This window comes from Mesobacillus jeotgali, from assembly GCF_002874535.1.
Taxonomy (GTDB): Bacteria; Bacillota; Bacilli; order Bacillales; family Cytobacillaceae; genus Mesobacillus; species Mesobacillus jeotgali.
In genome coordinates, this window is the sequence record NZ_CP025025.1 from 3,184,322 (window position 1) to 3,202,291 (window position 17,970).

Annotated in this window: 19 protein-coding genes; 4 read left to right on the forward strand and 15 right to left on the reverse strand. The window is 44.4% G+C overall.

The features are described 5' to 3' along the window. Positions 1 to 25: 25 nt before the first annotated feature. Positions 26 to 322, reverse strand: coding sequence for a post-transcriptional regulator (locus CD004_RS16205; protein WP_102263704.1), 297 nt, complete (start codon positions 320 to 322; stop codon positions 26 to 28). 121 nt (positions 323 to 443) lie between these two features. Between CD004_RS16205 and spoVB the strand changes: the two genes are divergently transcribed. Then, the gene (gene spoVB / locus CD004_RS16210) at positions 444 to 1,997 is read left to right on the forward strand and encodes a stage V sporulation protein B (RefSeq protein ID WP_102263705.1); all 1,554 of its coding nucleotides are present in this window, start codon (positions 444 to 446) and stop codon (positions 1,995 to 1,997) included. Between the two features lie 30 nt (positions 1,998 to 2,027). Here the strand turns inward: spoVB and CD004_RS16215 are convergent, their stop codons facing one another. Further along, complete coding sequence (locus tag CD004_RS16215; protein ID WP_102263706.1) at positions 2,028 to 2,690, reverse strand: DUF421 domain-containing protein; 663 nt, start codon at positions 2,688 to 2,690, stop codon at positions 2,028 to 2,030. A gap of 188 nt (positions 2,691 to 2,878) precedes the next feature. Between CD004_RS16215 and CD004_RS16220 the strand changes: the two genes are divergently transcribed. Beyond that, positions 2,879 to 3,265 carry a TIGR04086 family membrane protein gene (locus CD004_RS16220; RefSeq protein WP_102263707.1) on the forward strand — a complete coding sequence of 129 codons (387 nt, stop codon included), beginning with the start codon at positions 2,879 to 2,881 and terminating at the stop codon, positions 3,263 to 3,265. Positions 3,266 to 3,306: 41 nt separating this feature from the next. On the opposite strand, the gene yajC is transcribed toward CD004_RS16220, so the two are convergent. The 13 genes from yajC to nadB form a co-directional block, all read right to left on the reverse strand. Then, complete coding sequence (yajC, locus tag CD004_RS16225) at positions 3,307 to 3,579, reverse strand: preprotein translocase subunit YajC (RefSeq protein WP_102263708.1); 273 nt, start codon at positions 3,577 to 3,579, stop codon at positions 3,307 to 3,309. 69 nt (positions 3,580 to 3,648) lie between these two features. After that, entirely contained in the window at positions 3,649 to 4,788 is a 1,140-nt protein-coding gene (gene tgt / locus CD004_RS16230; protein ID WP_041967763.1) for a tRNA guanosine(34) transglycosylase Tgt, read from the reverse strand. Positions 4,789 to 4,851: 63 nt separating this feature from the next. Continuing rightward, complete coding sequence (gene queA / locus CD004_RS16235; protein WP_102263709.1) at positions 4,852 to 5,880, reverse strand: tRNA preQ1(34) S-adenosylmethionine ribosyltransferase-isomerase QueA; 1,029 nt, start codon at positions 5,878 to 5,880, stop codon at positions 4,852 to 4,854. A gap of 46 nt (positions 5,881 to 5,926) precedes the next feature. Next, positions 5,927 to 6,109 carry a DUF2905 domain-containing protein gene (locus tag CD004_RS16240; RefSeq protein WP_170030030.1) on the reverse strand — a complete coding sequence of 61 codons (183 nt, stop codon included), beginning with the start codon at positions 6,107 to 6,109 and terminating at the stop codon, positions 5,927 to 5,929. Positions 6,110 to 6,129: 20 nt separating this feature from the next. Continuing rightward, a complete protein-coding gene (gene ruvB, locus CD004_RS16245; RefSeq protein WP_102263711.1) occupies positions 6,130 to 7,131 on the reverse strand; it encodes a Holliday junction branch migration DNA helicase RuvB in 1,002 nt (333 codons plus the stop codon). A gap of 52 nt (positions 7,132 to 7,183) precedes the next feature. Next, positions 7,184 to 7,792, reverse strand: coding sequence for a Holliday junction branch migration protein RuvA (ruvA, locus tag CD004_RS16250; protein ID WP_102263712.1), 609 nt, complete (start codon positions 7,790 to 7,792; stop codon positions 7,184 to 7,186). Positions 7,793 to 7,939: 147 nt separating this feature from the next. Further along, positions 7,940 to 8,500: an intercompartmental signaling factor BofC gene (locus CD004_RS16255; protein ID WP_180321254.1), complete on the reverse strand. Its 561-nt coding sequence runs from the start codon at positions 8,498 to 8,500 to the stop codon at positions 7,940 to 7,942. A gap of 130 nt (positions 8,501 to 8,630) precedes the next feature. After that, positions 8,631 to 9,341, reverse strand: coding sequence for a YhcN/YlaJ family sporulation lipoprotein (locus CD004_RS16260; RefSeq protein ID WP_102263713.1), 711 nt, complete (start codon positions 9,339 to 9,341; stop codon positions 8,631 to 8,633). Between the two features lie 107 nt (positions 9,342 to 9,448). Further along, positions 9,449 to 10,429, reverse strand: a complete 981-nt coding sequence (locus CD004_RS16265) for a phosphotransferase (RefSeq protein WP_158651575.1) — start codon at positions 10,427 to 10,429, stop codon at positions 9,449 to 9,451. Further along, positions 10,419 to 12,257: a SafA/ExsA family spore coat assembly protein gene (gene safA / locus CD004_RS24610; RefSeq protein WP_102263715.1), complete on the reverse strand. Its 1,839-nt coding sequence runs from the start codon at positions 12,255 to 12,257 to the stop codon at positions 10,419 to 10,421. Before safA ends, CD004_RS16265 begins: the two co-directional genes overlap by 11 nt. Before the next feature lie 167 nt (positions 12,258 to 12,424). Further along, positions 12,425 to 13,531, reverse strand: a complete 1,107-nt coding sequence (nadA, locus tag CD004_RS16275; protein WP_102263716.1) for a quinolinate synthase NadA — start codon at positions 13,529 to 13,531, stop codon at positions 12,425 to 12,427. Then, positions 13,497 to 14,384 (reverse strand): carboxylating nicotinate-nucleotide diphosphorylase, encoded by an 888-nt coding sequence (gene nadC / locus CD004_RS16280; protein WP_102263717.1) that lies wholly within the window; start codon positions 14,382 to 14,384, stop codon positions 13,497 to 13,499. Before nadC ends, nadA begins: the two co-directional genes overlap by 35 nt. Continuing rightward, complete coding sequence (gene nadB, locus CD004_RS16285; protein ID WP_102263718.1) at positions 14,353 to 16,017, reverse strand: L-aspartate oxidase; 1,665 nt, start codon at positions 16,015 to 16,017, stop codon at positions 14,353 to 14,355. The genes nadC and nadB overlap by 32 nt, the downstream gene beginning before the upstream one ends. Positions 16,018 to 16,221: 204 nt before the next feature. On the opposite strand from nadB, the gene CD004_RS16290 reads away from it, so the two are divergent. Next, positions 16,222 to 17,361 carry an IscS subfamily cysteine desulfurase gene (locus CD004_RS16290; RefSeq protein WP_102263719.1) on the forward strand — a complete coding sequence of 380 codons (1,140 nt, stop codon included), beginning with the start codon at positions 16,222 to 16,224 and terminating at the stop codon, positions 17,359 to 17,361. Positions 17,362 to 17,420: 59 nt separating this feature from the next. Continuing rightward, entirely contained in the window at positions 17,421 to 17,960 is a 540-nt protein-coding gene (locus CD004_RS16295) for a transcription repressor NadR (RefSeq protein WP_041964005.1), read from the forward strand. Positions 17,961 to 17,970: the final 10 nt, after the last annotated feature.

Sequence of the window (17,970 nt, forward strand, 5' to 3'; positions counted from 1 at the left end):
ACAGACAAAAAAGCTATTGCCCCTGCTACTTCAGCAGTTCCTTTCGCTCCTCTTCATCATCGAGCGCAAAATCTCCCAGTTTGAAGGCTTCAACAGTGGTGAAGTTCATTACGTCTCCGATTTTTGCGGATAAAATATCAGCGATGATTTCATACATTTGTATTTCTTCTTTCGGTTTCTTCCATTTTTTCTTTGTGAGATAATCCCATAATTCTTTTTCTTTAACCTGTTCATAACCGAATATTTTGAATTCTTCAATTTTGCTTTCCAATGCCGGCTTTACCTGCTTGTAAAACCGTCCGTATTGATGGATTGAATTCATCCCCTGGCCCCCTCGTCCAATTTTCTAGTCTTAATGTTTTAACCTTGTCATGCTTTGTCCACTTTCTTGCATATAGTTAATTGTATATGAAATATGCATTTTTGAGAAGGCAGGGAGCGGAATGTCGAAGTTTTTAAAAGGAACATTTATTTTGTTAATGGCCGGGCTCGTCACGAGGGTGCTTGGTTTCATAAATCGGATCGTCATTGCCCGTTCCATCGGAGAAGAAGGTGTTGGTCTTTACATGATGGCCTTCCCCACTTTAGTGCTTGTCGTGACGATTACACAACTGGGTCTCCCAGTTGCGATTTCGAAAAATGTAGCTGAAGCCGAGGCAAGGGGCGACTTCCGAAAAATCAAGAAAATCCTTGTCGTTTCACTTGCAACCACTATATCACTATCTATTGTCTTTACACCGGCTCTCATTTTCCTTGCTCCATACTTGTCTGAGACATTGTTCACGGATCCCAGGACACAATGGCCGTTGCTGGCCATCGCACCAATCGTACCGATCGTTGCGGTTTCCTCGGTTCTCCGGGGCTACTTCCAGGGAAGGCAGAATATGCGGCCTTCCGCAATCTCCCAGGTGATCGAACAGCTCGTCCGGATCACGTTGATTGCTGTTTTGACAAAAACTTTCATGCCTTATGGAATTGAATATGCGGCAGCAGGTGCCATGATTGCCTCTGTAATCGGGGAGCTCATTTCACTAATCTATCTAATGACGACTTTCAAGCTCCGGAAAAAATTCAGGCTGCGGAAGAACTTTTTTCAGTTCGTCCATTCCGGAAAATCGACATTCAATGATTTAATGAGGATTGCCTTGCCTACTACAGGTTCAAGACTGATTGGCTCTGTTTCCTGGTTTTTTGAACCAATCGTCGTTGCACACAGTCTGGCGATTGCCGGTGTGGCCGCCGTGGCTGCCACGAAACAATATGGAGCCTTGACCGGCTTCGCCATGCCATTGCTGTTATTACCATCATTCATTACCTATTCTTTATCGACCTCACTTGTACCGGCAATCAGTGAAGCGAACTCCCGCAAGAACATGAAAGTAATCCAACACCTTCTGCAGCAATCTTTGCGATTTTCCCTTTTGACAGGCGGCCTGGCAATCGTTGTTTTATATGTACTGGCTGAACCATTAATGACATTGATGTACGGGACGGCAAATGGTTCACAATTCATCAAGTTGATGGCACCATTCTTCCTGTTCTACTATTTCCAGGGACCCTTGCAGGCAGCACTGCAGGCTCTTGATTTGGCGAGGGCAGCGATGATCAACAGCCTGATTGGAAATCTGGCCAAGACCGCTGTCATCTTCCTGTTGGCAAGCCAGCCTGCTTTTGGCATAAACGGTGTAGCCCTCGGAATGGTCATGGGGATCGTCCTGATCACCCTACTCCATTTCGCGACAATGCTTAAAGCCGTTTCATTCACCTTTTATGTACAAGATTATGTGAAGGTACTTGCCGTTATCATTCTTTCGGGATTACTGGGTTTCCTTCTATGGGATTGGCTGAGTGAAAGTCTTTCATTGGCAGTAAGGATTCTTATAAATGCAGGAACTGTAACCATCCTGTACTTGTCGCTCTCTCTTACACTAGGTCTGATCAGGAAAAATGAACTTTCGAAATTACGATCTGTACTTTCATCATTTTTAAAAAGATAAGTAAAAAACGTGGACTTTATCTCCACGTTTTTATTTATCCTTTAAGTCAATATAGAATTTTCCATTTTGGTAGCTGCAAAAAGAAATCTCTTCTGGATTGTCATACCCCTGTTTGCTTAAATGTTCCAGCAGCCAGGAACTCGATTTATCCATCATCACCAGGTGATCCTCCTGGACCTCACCGTCAATGATCAGCGGCAATGCTAGGCTGCTGCTGTCCTGCTGCCCTTCCTGTTCGCCCTGTTTCTTTTGGAAAATTGACAGGGTACCTGACGGCTCTAAAATGGCATACTCCACATCGGCAATATCCCCTACATCCTTTTCACGCAATTGCAACAGCAGATCGTCGAAATTATACCTTTGCGAACGCATTGCTTTTTCGTCGATTTTCCCGTTATTGATAATGATCGTGGGCTTCCCATCGACGATGTCCCTGAACTTTTTGCTTTTAAGCGACATCATCGCCAATGTGATCTGGATAATGACAAGCACACTGATTGGGAGAAGGGTGTCCACTAGTGGGTCCTTTGTGTTCTCAATGGCCAGGGAAGCCATTTCGGCAATCATGATGTAGACAACCAAGTCCAGTATGCTTAATTCACCGATTTCCCTTTTTCCCATTAAGCGAAAAATCAACAGGATCAATAAATAAAGGAGAACTGTCCTAAAAAGGATGATGATATATTGTTCCACGTTTCCCTCCGCCCTTCACACAACATTCCTTTTTAGTCTTTAACCCAGCAGTAAAATCATACTTATTGTTTCATTAATTTTTCAGTGAGTTCCTGAATAAAAACTGATTCTATTTGTCCTTGACCGTGAATATGCTTGTACTAGGCAATTCCCGTTTAGAGGGATTAGATCAGAGAGGAGAGGGGTTAATGGAATCCAAAAGTTTAGGCAAAGCCGTCCTGTACGGGGTGATTGCAATATTCCTGTTGGCAATCGTAAGCAGCTTTATATTTTCTCTTCTTTTAAAGTTCACCTCCGTCCAGGAATCTTCGCTTCAATACGTCATGACATCTATTTCTTTTTTATCGATTTTCATCGGCGGTTTTATTACTGGCGGAAACGGCAAAGAAAAAGGCTGGATGATCGGGGGAGCTACAGGGCTGGCATATTCTTTGATTATTTTCCTGTTCCAATACCTGGGTTATGACAGTTTATTCTCGCTTGAACAAGTTATCTACCATATTTGCTATATCCTTACGGCAATGATGGGCGGTATCCTCGGGGTAAACATCGTCGGCGGTCCATCAAAGGCATAAAAAAGAAGCGAACCGAGTTCGCTTCTTTTTTATCATTTAACTTATAGTCCTGCTGATTCTTTGACATCGCGAATCGCCGCGCGGTCATATGTAAGACGGCTTCCGTCTCCACATTTGATGACAACAGTGCCCTCATCAAGTGCATCAACGATTCCATGCAAACCGCCGATTGTTACTACCTTATCACCTTTTTGCAGGTCACTCTGCATTTGCTGGACCGCCTTTTGCCTCTTTTGTTGAGGGCGGATCAGTAAAAAGTAGAACAATACAAACATCAGCAATAGCGGGAATACTGTACCTAATAATCCTTCCATTCTTTTTCCCCTCCTTTCATTGGTTGGCATTGTCCGCATAGCGAAAAAGCCTTATTAAAAGCAGTTTATTTAGAAGTTTTTGGCATTCGGCTTATTGTAGCCATATTGCTCAAAGAACTCTTCTCTAAAGTCCCCCAGACGGTCTTCACGGATTGCCTGTCTGACCTGCTCCATTAATTTTAGCAGAAAATAGAGATTATGGTAAGAAGTAAGTCGAATTCCAAACGATTCATCCGTTTTAATCAAATGGCGGATGTACGCCCTGCTGTAATTTTTGCATGTATAGCAATCGCAGTTCGGATCCAGTGGTCCAAAATCGCGGGCAAATTTCGCGTTCTTGACGACCAATCTTCCCTCGCTCGTCATCAATGTGCCATTCCTGGCAATACGAGTTGGCAGCACACAATCGAACATATCAATTCCGCGGATGGCACCATCAATCAATGAATCTGGTGAACCTACCCCCATTAGATAGCGAGGCTTGTCCGTTGGCAGCCATGGTGTGGTGAATTCCAACACTCTGTCCATGACATCTTTCGGTTCCCCGACTGAAAGGCCCCCGACAGCATAGCCAGGGAAGTCCATGGAAACAAGGTCCTTCGCGCTCTGCTTTCTCAATTCCTCATATTCTCCGCCCTGGACGATTCCGAATAATCCCTGGTCCTGTGGACGCTGATGGGCTGTCAGGCAGCGCTCTGCCCAGCGGGAGGTCCGTTCTACCGACTTTTTCATGTAATCATATTCAGCAGGGTATGGCGGACATTCATCGAATGCCATCATGATATCAGAACCTAGGGCGTTCTGGATTTCCATCGCCTTTTCAGGAGAAAGGAAAAGCTTGTCTCCATTTAAGTGATTGCGGAAATGGACGCCTTCTTCTTCGATCTTTCTGAACTCGCTCAAGGAGAATACCTGGAAACCGCCTGAATCGGTGAGGATGGCACGGTCCCAGTTCATGAATTTATGCAGGCCGCCTGCCTCCTTGATGATCTCATGGCCTGGTCTCAGCCAAAGATGATAGGTATTGCTCAGGATAATCCCTGCACCCATCTGAACCAATTCTTCAGGTGACATTGTTTTAACTGTAGCCAGTGTACCTACCGGCATGAAGACAGGAGTTTCAAAAGATCCATGAGGCGTATGTACACGTCCAAGCCTTGCTCCTGTTTGCTTACAGGTCTTAATTAATTCGTAACGGATTGCTGACAATGTTTAAGCTCCTTCCAGAAGTGCAAATTCATTATTATATTTTTATCATACAAAGCATGAAATTTATAGGATCAACATTGCATCGCCGAAGCTGAAAAAGCGATACCTTTCCTCTACTGCATTATTATAGGCATTAAGGACATTATCGCGTCCAGCCAAAGCACTCACAAGCATGATCAGCGTCGACTTTGGCAAATGAAAATTGGTAATCATCCCATCAATGGCTTTGAACTCATATCCAGGATAAATGAAGATATTCGTCCAGCCATTTTCAGCGACAAATTTACCGTCATTGGCTGTGGCAATGGTTTCGAGCGTCCGAGTTGAGGTTGTTCCCACGGTAATGATACGTCCACCCTGCTCGCGTACAGAGTTCAACAGCAATGCTGTTCCTTCTGTCACCTGGTAAAACTCTGAATGCATGTCATGCTCTTCAATCGAATCAACACTGACAGGCCTGAATGTTCCCAAACCAACGTGAAGAGTGATAAAAGCAATATGGATGCCCATTTCCTTTATTTCATCGAGCAGTTCTTCTGTAAAATGCAAGCCAGCCGTCGGAGCCGCTGCAGATCCCCTTTCCCTTGCGAAAACGGTCTGGTATCTGTCCTTATCTTCCAGCTGTTCCTTGATATAAGGAGGCAGAGGCATTTCACCAAGCTGTTCCAGCACTTCATAGAAAATACCGTCATATGAAAATTTCAAATTCCTGCCGCCATGTTCGGCTTCCCCTGTGCATTCTGCGGTCAATAATCCGTCACCGAAGACGATTTTTGTGCCTTCCTTCACTCTCTTTGCCGGTTTGATAAGCGTTTCCCACTCATCTCCCTCGAGCTGCTTCAAGAGTAGGACCTCAATTTTTGCTCCTGTGTCTTCTTTCATGCCAAAAAGCCTTGCTGGAAGAACTTTTGTGTCATTCAGGACGAGGCAATCACCCGGCTTGAGATAGTTTTTAATGTTCTTGAAAACATCATGGTCGATACTGCCAGATTCTTTATTTAAGACCATCAGCCTGCTTTCAGCTCTTTGTTCGAGCGGAGTCTGGGCAATCAGTTCCTCTGGCAAATGGAAATCAAACAAGTCTACTTTCATGTTGTCACCCTTACTAAGTTTTCTTTATATTTTGTTCCTGGGCCGCTCATCTGAATCGGCCGATAAAGTAAAAAATCGCAGATAAGATAATGCTTACCACGATGGATGTCACAATTGGAAAGTAAAAGGTCGTGTCGCCTTTTTTTATTACGATGTCTCCCGGCAGCCTTCCCAAATTGACAAACTGCATGATAAAGCCAATGATGAAAATGACTGCCCCGGCGATCATCACGAACTTAGCTGCTCCTGTCACCGTTCAGGCACCTCCATTTCAAAATGTCGGTATACTGCCTCCGTTACAATTCTTCCCCTTGGCGTCCTCTGCAAAAAACCGATCTGCAATAAATATGGTTCATACACATCTTCAATCGTCTGAGGTTCTTCACCGATGGTTGCGGAAATAGTCTCTAATCCGACTGGTCCGCCGCGGTATTTTTCAATGATGCCCTTGAGCAATTTATGGTCTATATGGTCAAGTCCCAAGCGGTCTACCTGCATCAGTTCCAATGCCTCCTGGGCAAGAGTTTCCTCTACGGCGCCATTGCCGCGCACCTGCGCAAAGTCGCGTACCCGCTTCAATAGGCGGTTGGCGATCCTCGGTGTCCCTCTCGATCTTCTCGCAAGCTCCCGAGCGGCAGGCCAATCAATATCGGTTTCCAAAAGCTCAGCTGTCCTGACGACAATATCAGTAAGCTGTTTCTCATTATAGTATTCCAAACGGCTCAAAACTCCAAACCTGTCTCTTAATGGAGCTGACAACGAACCAGCGCGGGTTGTCGCACCAACAAGCGTGAAAGGCGGGAGGTCAAGCCTGACGGATCGGGCACTTGGCCCTTTCCCTATGACGATATCAAGGCAAAAGTCTTCCATTGCAGGATAGAGTACTTCCTCAATCGTCCTTGGGAGTCTGTGAATTTCATCAATGAACAGGACATCGCCAGGTTCCAATGCCGTCAGGATGGCTGCCAGGTCACCAGGCCTTTCGATCGCCGGTCCGGATGTGGTCCTGAGGTTGACGCCCATTTCATTGGCGATGATTGCCGCCAGCGTTGTCTTACCCAAACCAGGAGGTCCATAAAGCAATACATGGTCCAGCGTTTCACGCCTCATCTTGGCCGCTTCGATAAACACTTCAAGATTTGCTTTTACTTTATCCTGGCCGATATATTGCCTGAGCGTCTGCGGTCGCAGGCTCTGCTCAAATGAAACATCCTGGTCGCCCGCTTCACTGGAGATGATTCGTTCTTCCATCTGTTTCTCACCCTTCTAATAAGCTGGTTAACAGATCATTTTTAACACAGCGTTACTTTAATAGCTTCTGTAATGCTTTCTTGATATATTGGTCTGTCGTCAACTTTTCTTTCTTCAACTCAGGAGTGATTTTGCGAATTTCTTTTTCTGAGTAGCCCAATGCCTTCAGTGCCAAAATTGCTTCATCAAACTCGGTCGACTGGCTTATGGTTGCTGCTACCTCGTCCGTATTGAAAAGGTTAGGGAAATAATCAGGTACAAGGTCATGCAGCTTTCCCTTTAAATCAAGGATCATTTGTCTTGCCGTCTTCTTGCCGACTCCAGGGAATTTTACCAGGAACGATTCATCTTCATTTTCAATTGCCTGAACAACTTGACCCGGTTCTCCTGACGCAAGTATGGCCAGTGCACCTTTCGGGCCGATTCCCGAGACATTCAATAGTCTTGTGAAAAGTGCTTTTTCCTCACGATTCTTAAATCCATAAAGGGCCATCAAATCTTCTCTGACATAATGGTATGTAAAAATACAAATCTCTTTACCTGCTTCTTTCGTGAATGCAAAAGGATTTGGTGTCATGATTTGATACCCAATCCCGCTGTTTTCAATGACTATATATTCAGGACCGACGAAATCGACGGTACCTTTTATGAATTCATACAATACTCTCGCCCCTCTGCTTTGCTGTAACTCATTTTAACATACTCTTTTAAAAGGTATGAATAAAAATATGCGAAAAGGCGAACGTATGATCATTTTTTAGAGTGGCAGATCCACTTGGAAAACCCGGGAAACACAAATAAGAGCCAGTCAGCCCGGCTCTTCACTGTTTTCTCTCACCGTGTATGGTTTAAAAGTCTCCAATACCTCTTCATAGCATTGTTTATTCCGGATTGGAATCCCTTTTTTCAATTGATCTCGTTTAATACTTTCAAGTCTGCCAAGATCGATTTGAAAGAACGATTGAATGATATTCGAACCATCAGGCCTTCCATTAAAAATAGTAAGTACCCCTTCATCTGACAATCCGAAATACCCGTTTGCCTTCAATAGCGGCGATATATCATCATATTCCTGTCTGAACACAGCCTTATTCGCTTCCATATCTACTAGCTGCCATTCGTCATATTTGGCCCAAAAGTCTTCCATTGACCAAATCGTTTCCTCAATCCGTTCCTCACTCATTTCACCATCAAGATAAACTCTTTGCAAAATGATTGTGACCTTAAGAGGTTCATTGATTTCCTGGACCGCTTCTTCGGGCTTCTCAGCAAAAACCGGCTCTGTCTGAAGTACTAAACTGTATCCCGATAGACCGATAAGGAACATAACAGCTGAGCTTAATACTTTTAATAATTTGATTGAAGCCATTGCTGTCCACCTCTCTTATTTGCTAAAATTTGTTTCTTTTTCACTAATAGTGTAGCCAAAATGAACTTTATTATCCTTTTTAAACTAAACATGAAATAGAAGGCAAAGGTTACTCTGCCTTCTATCTTGATTATGGGTTAACGTTGATGCTTTCCCTTGGGTTTCCATTCCTTCGGTCATAATCAATATTCCTTGATCGGCTGAAGGTTCCTTCATCCTCAATAATGCGCAGCACTCTACCTTCTGTATACGGAAGTACTGCCTTTTTGATTTTCTTATCTGTTTGTTTTTTCATTGACTTATCTTTATATGTCACCGTCACTTCTACTTCTCGCCCAAATAATACGGATCTCACTTTATCGACATTGTCGACAGACTCGGCTGCAATCCCGACTTTGCGGGCCAATCTGTTATCCTGTTCAGAATTGGAGTAGATCCCTGCCTGGCCGCTTCCCCTTTGCTCACTTAGATGTCCATGATAATTCAAATCACCACGGCTATATTTATTATCTCTTTGGAAAAAGTTATGGTCATGATCAGAACGAGGGACGGTTGGATTCGGAGGGTTGCCATTTTCATCACGCGACTGGAGCATCCTCCGCTTCCGGTTTTCTGCAGCTGTTCCCTCTTTCCCAAAATTATGGTCAAAAATTTCCGTGATTGCCCCCTCACGATCATCCATCACGTCAATTTCATTCCCTTTTTCATTCGAGTAATAGCCAAGTGGCTGACCACCATCGGTATTCTGGCTTTGAACAGCGGCTTCATCATTTCCGTTACAAGCCGTCAGTCCTATTGTGAGCAAGGAAGCTAAAGGTACGAACAACATCTTTTTGTTCAATCGAAAAACCCCCATCCTAGCTAAAATGAGCACTTATTTCATGCTCATTATTAGAGTGCGGATGGGGCTGGATTTTCATTCTGACAGATAAGTCCAAATCCAAATTCCTAATAATTCAACCTTGATTTAACTTCTTCCTGGAATTGTTTCCTTTGCTGAAACTGACCGACAGTCATTTCAACTATTGGTGCCAGGCTATACGGATGTGTCTGGTTCCTGTCCCGTAACAATCGGTTCCATTCCCTTAAAATATCCGCAGGGTACAATAGTCCGTATAAAAAGGCCTCTGAATCCAGCCATTTATTCAAATGGTTTATTTTTTTCAGAGATTCAAACTGCCAATCCAAAAAAGGCAGGATACGGTTTGCATACTGCAGCATATCATATGCTCTCGATCCAGAGCTGATTAAATCAAAATCAATTAAGTACAGTTTTCCTTCCTTTGATCGAAGAAAATTGTGATGAGCTACATCCCCATGGAGGATGGATGGTGGCCCTGTTTCAAGATTCTTTCTCGAATTCACAAAATTCCTCAGAGAAAAATCCGCCCATTCCAGCAGCTCTTCGGTAATAGCTTTATTCACATAGAAATTAACTCCTGGCTGGTTTTTGGCAAATTCATTCTTTCGATGGTGCCATTTTTTCGCTAAATCTGTTTTCGGAAGCATGCCAGCATACGAAGGAAAAAGAGACGATGTATGGTCATGGAACCTATTTAACAGTTCAACGCCTTCCTCTCTGTCTGCTTGAATTCCATAATCAAAACGCTTTTCATTGTGGCCTATATATTCAATACACCCATAGTATAACCCATGAAAAAAAAGAGGATCTTTATTCTGATTATAAAATCGGTAGGATTGATCAAAACCGGTTTTTCGTAAAGATGAAGCAAATGCTTCTTGAATCTTTAATTTCCGCAGATCTTTATACCCTTTTAAAATAAATCGGGTATTCTCTGTTTTAATGAGAAAGACATCTCCTCTTAAATGGGTCATTTCCTGGATTCCAATGTTGAGTTCGCTTTTTAAATAAGAGAGGAGACGATTGAAAAAATAATCGTCTCCACCTCTCTTGATGTTAATATTCATTGCTCTCTTCATCTTCGAAACGTGGCATCGGCATACCATAGCCTCCACCCATCGGACCTGCTCCATAAGGATTCATGAAACCCTGCGGACCCATGCCCATCTGGTATCCCTGGTGCGGGTTAATATGCATTCCTGGTGCTCCATGATAGCCTTGGTGCATCATCATATGGTGCGGATGGTGCATGCCTGCTCCCATCAAGCCATAAGGATTACCCATTTGTCCCCCGCAGCCACAATCATAGCCGGCACCTTGCACAGCCTGCTTAGGCATCATTGGCTGCTTCATCATTCCGCCCACCTGTGGCATTTGATTATCCATCATTCCGCCTACCTGCGGCATCATCGGCATCTGGTTATCCATCATTCCACCGACCGGCGGCATCATCGGCAACTGGTTATCCATCATTCCACCGACCTGCGGCATCCTCGGCATCTGCTTATCCATCATTCCACCGATCTGCGGCATCATCGGCATCTGATTATCCATCATTCCGCCAACCTGCGGCATCATCGGCATCTGGCCCTGCATCATCCCGCCTACTTGCGGCATTTGATGTGGCATCTGGCCCTGCATCATCCCGCCTACCTGTGGCATTTGATTTTCCATCATCCCGCCAACTTGCGGCATCTGAGGCATTGGCATTTCCGATGATTCATCATCCATCATACCTCCGACTTGTGGCATTTGATTATCCATCATTCCACCAACTTGTGGCTGCATTGGCATCTGATCCTCCATCGCACCTGCTACCTGAGGCATGTATGGCATTTGGTGCGGATATCCCTGCTCATACGGCGGGCAGTAGCCTGGTCCAGGCATGACTGGCGAAATCGGCATACCATGGAAGACTGGACCTGTCATTTGTGGAGCAGCATGATGAAGCATATTTTCCATAGCTGGGCTCAAAGGCATTTGCATATTCGCAAAAGAAGAAGATTCCATATCTTCTGTCGGCAATGTCATGTTAGGCATCATTCCTGGATATTGTGAAACTCCCTGTACCTGCGGATATGGCATTTGCTGGGCTCCTGGATAGCCATAAGCTGGACCTGACATGGAAGGCGCCCCTGGATAACAGTTATAAGGGTAAGGGATCATCGGCTGCTGGTAACCTCCTTGAACGAATGGCATCATGGATGGCGATTCATCCATAAAATCATTCTTTTCAATTTTTATCTCTGGCTTTATTTCCGGTTTTATATTTGGCTTCATCTCAGCTTTTGGCAGCTGTGGCTTCACCTCTTGCTTAACTTGTGGTTTGATCTGCTGCTTGACTGGAGCCTTGACTTCAGGCTTTACCTCTGGTTTGATTTCCGGGAAGATATTTTCTGGTTTTGGCGGTAGCTTCGGTTGTGGTTTTGGCTGCGGTTTTGGCTGCGGCGGCATCTGCATATTGGCCATATTCATCATATAGTAGTTGTTGATGTCAATCTCAGGCTTAAATTGCACTGGCATCTTAGGTTTATATGGTTTAACAGGCTCTTCCTTTTTAACCGGTTTAGGCATTTCCTTCTTCGGCTGTTCCTTTACGGGAGCCTCTTTTGGCACTTCTTTCTTCACTTCTGGCATTGGCATCGGTTTCTCTTTGGCAATCGGCATTTCCTTTTTGCCACCCATATTGATTTTTGCTTGAGGCGTTCCACCTGCGATCGGAGCTTCTTTCTTTACTGTTCCTCCAGCGGTTGGAACTTTTATTTTCATACCGGGCATAATCATATCAGGGTTGCTGAGCTGCGCGTTCATCTTTTTCAGCTCTTCAAAGTTCACGCCGTACTTCTTGGCGATCTTCCAAAGAGTATCCCCTTTCTGTACGATATGGATTTTCACTCTGATTCCCTCCTATGGCATAAGTCCATATATTCTATGTTGGTGTGGGCAAATTGCTAACAATCTTCAAAAAAACTTATGCTTCTATGTAAATAAATATGTTTTTCAGCATGAGATTAAGCTTTTCCCATAAAAAAAATCCTCCCCGGTCTGGGAAGGATTCCAAATTATGATTGCTCAAGCATGCGGTTTAGGGCAAGCTTCGCGTTTAATGCTGTTTCTTCGTCTACTTTTATAAGATTAATTTCTTGATCCTGAAAAACCGAATCGAGACTCCAGGCAAGATGCTGCAGGTCAATCCTGTTCATTGTCAGGCATGGACACATATGAGGGTTCAAAGAAATGATCTGCTTATCCGGGTGTTGTGAAATCAGGCGGTTAACCAGATTCATTTCTGTCCCGACCGCCCAAGAGGAGCCGGCAGGAGAAGCTTCGATCGCTTCAATAATATAATTTGTAGAGCCTGCCAAATCTGACAAAGCAACAACTTCACGTGTGCATTCAGGATGGACAATGATTTTCATGTCCGGATATGCATCGCGGACTTGGGCGATATTTCCCACTGTGAAATTCTCGTGGACAGAGCAATGTCCCTTCCATAGGATAACCTTTACTTTTTCAAGCGGGCCATCATATTCAAGAATGTTCTCATTCGGGTTGTAAACGGCCATTTCGTCAAGATTGACGCCAATATTAAAAGCAGTATTCCTTCCTAAATGCTGATCCGGAAGGAAAAGCAGGCGTTCCTTTTTTGAAAAAGCCCAACGCACCATCTTCTCAGCATTGGAAGACGTCACGGTTGCCCCGCCATTCGCTCCGACAAAGGATTTAATCGCCGCCGTTGAATTTACATATGTCAAAGGCAAAATAGTATCTCCGAACAAAACCTGCAAATACTCCCAGGCTCTTTCTGTCTGGTGTATATCCGCCATATCCGCCATCGAGCAGCCCGCTCTCATATCAGGCAGGTAGACCTTCTGGTTTTCGGTTGTCAAAATATCTGCCGTCTCGGCCATGAAATGAACACCGCAAAACACAATATGCTCCGCTTCCCTGTTCTCTGCCGACAGCTGGGCTAATTTCAATGAATCACCTGTCGCATCTGCGAATTGAATCACTTCATCCTTTTGATAATGATGACCAGGGATAAAAAGTTTCTTGCCCATTTTCTCCTTTATACTCCTGATCATGTCCTCAAGTTCCTGGACAGACATATTTTTGTACTTATCAGGAAGCATCCTAGATTTCGCTTCGAGCGCCTCCAAAATATTCATATTCTACAGCCCCTTTCGTTTCAGCCATCACTTTTGCGCTAATATCCAATGATTTTACAGAATGTGTAAGGAATCCAAGAGAAATATAATCCACATCACAATCCCTAAAGCTATGGAGATTATCGAGTGTAATCCCTCCAGATGCCTCTGTTAAAATTCCTGGTGGGACATTGCCAATCCATTCCTTGATTTGTTCGGGCGGTCTATTATCGAACATGATGCAGTCAACTTTTGATTCAATCGCTTCAAGAAGCTGGTCTTTTGTTTCAATCTCCACTTCAACCTTCACCATATGGCCGAGATTTGACCTTACTGCTTCAACGGCATTGCTGATTGAGCCTGCGAAAGATATGTGGTTATCCTTGATCATCACAGCGTCATACAACCCATAACGATGGTTGAAGCCGCCGCCGCAGCGAACAGCATACTTCTCAAGCATCCTGAGACCCGGGGTGGTTTTACGCGTATCACAAATCCTCGTTTTTGCGCTGTCCAAAACACTAACAGCCTCATTGGTTTTCGTGGCAATCCCGCTCATTCGCTGCACAAGATTTAGGACGACTCTTTCTGCCTTAAGCAAAGCGGAAACTCCGCCAGTAATCAGTGCTAATTCTTGGCCCTTTACCACTTTCTGTCCATCTTTTACATGCAAGATGATCTGACTGCTCTCATCAAGCAGCCTGAAGCCTGTTTGGATAATTTGCTCACCGCAGAAAATCCCTTCGTCCTTCGAGATCAACACCATGGTTCCTTTGCTGTCATTTCCGAAGATCAGTTCACTGGTAACATCACGTTCACCGATATCTTCAATAAAAAATTGTTCAAGTAGCAAGCGCAGTTTGATTGTATTCATGCTTACCATCCTTTACGTTTTTTCGTTGATGGATAATTTGTTGTTTCATCCAATTGGCATTATCCTCATGCGGAAAATCTTTTCGATAGTGCCCGCCCCTGCTTTCTGTCCTGTCCAATGCCGCCTTTGTTATTAAAGATGCGGTGATATACATGAACAGCCTATTTAATTCAGATGGCTGCAAATGGTCCAGACTAGCCTCAAGCCAATCATCCAGGCTGAACTGAGCGAGCCATTCATTTTGTAAAGTCAGCAATTCCTTTGTACGGACAATCCCTGTCCGATCCATCATTGTTTGTTTTAGTGAGTCGATGTCAGGAAGCTCACTACTGGAAACAGTTTGATTTTCCAACTTGTTTCCTGCTCTTTTAACAGTTTGATTTTGGATTTCCATAATGTTGTCTGCTCTTTTGACAGTTTGATTATGAAAACCTCTAATGATTGCATCATCTCTATTGGCATCTTGATGGCTATTGAGCCAATCAGCAAGATTTCCCCCAACAAACATGCCTTCTAATAAGGAATTGCTCGCGAGTCTATTTGCTCCGTGGATTCCTGTGCATGCCGCTTCACCAATCGCATATAGACCCGGGATGCTTGTTCGGCCCTGCAAATCGGTCTTGATCCCGCCCATAATAAAATGGCTCCCAGGCACAACAGGAATTAAGCCTTTATCAATATCTATCCCATGCTCAGAACAAAGCTTGCTGATCGTTGGGAAACGGCTGCAGAAATCAGGGATGGTTGTGATATCTAAATAGATTTGAATTCCTCTTCGCGAGTAGTCATAAATGGTTTGCGACACAATATGCCGCGGTGCCAGATCCTTCAACGGATGAATACCATCCATGATCCACTTTCCCTCAGCGGTTACTAGTACGGCCCCTTCACCCCTAACCGCTTCAGATATGAGGCCTCTCGTCTTTCCTTCTACATAAAGGAGTGTAGGGTGAAACTGGATAAATTCCATATCGGCCAGCTCAGCACCTGCCCTGTATGCCAGCGCCATTCCATCCCCTGTTGCAGTTTCGGCGTTAGAGGTAAAGGCAAAGACCTGCCCGCAGCCGCCCGTAGCAAGGACAACGTGGGTAGCAAGATAAGTTTCATTCGTTCCGTCCATGCGCTTAGCTTTAACACCTATACAGTGAGTTCCTTCACTATCTAAAATTAGCTCAAATACGAATGTGGATTGTTCAATTGAAATATTGGCATCGAGATTCGAAAGCAAAAAGTCGACCATATGCTTACCCGTCGCATCGCCTCCGCTGTGCACAATCCTCTTTTCACTATGAGCCCCTTCCATCCCCAGAAGCAATTTTCCATCTCCGTCTTCATCAAAACGGCAGCCTGATTCCCATAATCCTTTTATTAATTCCGGTGCTTTTTTGGTAATTTCAAGTACAGCTTCAGACTTATTATGGTGAGCTCCAGCTTCCAGTGTGTCGAGATAATGCAGGTAAGGGTCGTCGCCCGGTGCAATCGCCGCTGCGACCCCGCCTTGTGCAAGGTAAGAATTACCTGCTGTTAGCTCTTTCTTTGTGAGAATAATCACATTTAAGCTCTTTGCTAATTTATTGGCCAATTGAAGTGCGGCAATCCCGCTGCCAACAATGATTACATCTGCTTGTTTCATATAATGATAGCCTCCTGGATTAACAGGTGTCTTGACATATATATTTACACAGTTTTACACTGTTGACAAGAACTTTTATTTTGACAGAGGAGAAAGCAAGAACTGCAACGACTGTACGATATGTTACACGTTTGCCTCCTCTTGGACTGAGACCGGGAACATATGGAAGGATAACCAACCAAATTCTAATTTAGGAGCAAACCTATGAAATATTTTGATTACGCGGCAACTTGCCCGCTTGACCAGGACGCGGCAGATATTTATATCCAGGCTTCTACTAAGTATTTTGGGAATAGTCAAAGCCTCCATGAAGCTGGCAGTGCTTCTGCTAATCTATTGGAGAGCTGCAGACAGGAATTCTCGCGCTTGCTTGGTGTTGATAAGGCGGGGATTTATTTTTCAAGTGGAGGCTCTGAAGCAAATTTTCTTGGGATTATGGCGCTCCTCTCTGCTAAAAGAAAACACGGCAATCATATTATTACCGGGGCGGCTGAACATTCCTCCGTCTATAATTTGATGAAGAAGCTTGAAGGAGAAGGATGGGAGATCACATTCCTCCCATTGAACCGAAATGGCAAAATTGAGCTTACGAGTTTCATCGAAGCTGTCCGACCCGAAACTGTGCTCGTTTCGATTCAGCATGGCAACCCTGAAGTTGGAACGATCCAACCGATCATCAATTTGGCTGAATATTGCCGTTCTAAAGATATACTAATTCACACGGACTGTGTGCAAACCTTCGGAAAAGTTCCAGTTGTCCCACTGGCCGGCTGGGTGGATGCCCTTTCGATTTCAGGCCATAAGTTTTACGGACCTAAGGGAACTGGAGTGGCATATGTAAATCCTAAGCTTGCCTGGAAGCCCTATATTGATGGAACTGTACATGAAAAAGGGTTCAGGCCTGGCACGGTAAATGTCCCGGGAATCGCAGCGATGACCGCAGCAGCGCAAAAAGCAAATTCTCTCATGGATACAGAAACGAAAAGAGTTACTAAACTGAGAGAGGCTCTTATCGAATCCCTTTCAGATGCCAGGGAATCTATTGAGATTTTTGGTGCAGAGGGCGATGAACAGCTTACAGGTATTATGGGAATGGCGATCAAGGGATTGGAGGGGCAATATGTCCTGCTTGAATGCAACCGCAAGGGCTTTGCGATTTCCACTGGAACCGCTTGTCATACAGGTATGCTGTCACCGGCGAAGACCATGTCTGCAATGGGTATTGACGGCAAGCCGGCAAAGGAATTTTTCAGAATATCTTTCGGGAGGGAAACACAGCAGGAAGATGCAGTCAATCTTGGGAAAATGCTTGCTGCAATAACTGCACAAGTATCGACCGTTTAACTTCAAGCTGATTTTATGGTAAAATTTTCGAATGAAGAAGTCGAAGGAGAGATCGGATTATGAAGGAACCTACGAAAATTCTCGGAGATGAACGCCGTGCCTACATCCTGAAACGTCTGCAGGAAAGCAGTGAGCCCATCACCGGAGGCGAGCTTTCGGCGATAACGAATGTAAGCAGGCAGGTCATTGTTGGCGATATTACCTTGCTTAAAGCTAAAAACGAACCAATCATTGCTACCAGCCAGGGATATCTATATATGCATGCATCACGTCCTTCAGCAGCGGAAAGGACCATTGCCGTATCCCATGGCCCTGAAAGGACAGAAGAAGAACTCCTGCTTCTTGTCGATCACGGGGTAACCGTTAAGGACGTGAAAATTGAGCATCCCGTGTATGGGGATTTAACAGCTTCCATCATGGTTTCAAATCGAAACGAAGTAAAACAATTCATGGAAAAAATAAGAGCAACCAAAGCTTCCTATTTATCAGAGTTAACGGACGGAATCCACTTGCACACAATTTCTGCTCCGACGGAAAAAGCGCTGGATGAAGCAGAAGAAACGCTACGTAAAGAAAAATTACTTATTGATTTAGAATAGGGATATAAAA

Excerpts from the sequence above, each read along its gene's own strand:
- CD004_RS16205 (WP_102263704.1), bottom strand. The coding sequence starts at position 322 with ATGAATTCAATCCATCAATACGGACGGTTTTACAAGCAGGTAAAGCCG.
- spoVB (WP_102263705.1), top strand. The coding sequence starts at position 444 with ATGTCGAAGTTTTTAAAAGGAACATTTATTTTGTTAATGGCCGGGCTC.
- CD004_RS16220 (WP_102263707.1), top strand. The coding sequence starts at position 2,879 with ATGGAATCCAAAAGTTTAGGCAAAGCCGTCCTGTACGGGGTGATTGCA.
- yajC (WP_102263708.1), bottom strand. The coding sequence starts at position 3,579 with ATGGAAGGATTATTAGGTACAGTATTCCCGCTATTGCTGATGTTTGTA.
- queA (WP_102263709.1), bottom strand. The coding sequence starts at position 5,880 with ATGAAAGTAGACTTGTTTGATTTCCATTTGCCAGAGGAACTGATTGCC.
- CD004_RS16240 (WP_170030030.1), bottom strand. The coding sequence starts at position 6,109 with ATGATCGCCGGGGCAGTCATTTTCATCATTGGCTTTATCATGCAGTTT.
- ruvB (WP_102263711.1), bottom strand. The coding sequence starts at position 7,131 with ATGGAAGAACGAATCATCTCCAGTGAAGCGGGCGACCAGGATGTTTCA.
- CD004_RS16255 (WP_180321254.1), bottom strand. The coding sequence starts at position 8,500 with ATGGCTTCAATCAAATTATTAAAAGTATTAAGCTCAGCTGTTATGTTC.
- CD004_RS16265 (WP_158651575.1), bottom strand. The coding sequence starts at position 10,429 with ATGAATATTAACATCAAGAGAGGTGGAGACGATTATTTTTTCAATCGT.
- nadA (WP_102263716.1), bottom strand. The coding sequence starts at position 13,531 with ATGAATATTTTGGAGGCGCTCGAAGCGAAATCTAGGATGCTTCCTGAT.
- nadC (WP_102263717.1), bottom strand. The coding sequence starts at position 14,384 with ATGAATACAATCAAACTGCGCTTGCTACTTGAACAATTTTTTATTGAA.
- nadB (WP_102263718.1), bottom strand. The coding sequence starts at position 16,017 with ATGAAACAAGCAGATGTAATCATTGTTGGCAGCGGGATTGCCGCACTT.
- CD004_RS16290 (WP_102263719.1), top strand. The coding sequence starts at position 16,222 with ATGAAATATTTTGATTACGCGGCAACTTGCCCGCTTGACCAGGACGCG.
- CD004_RS16295 (WP_041964005.1), top strand. The coding sequence starts at position 17,421 with ATGAAGGAACCTACGAAAATTCTCGGAGATGAACGCCGTGCCTACATC.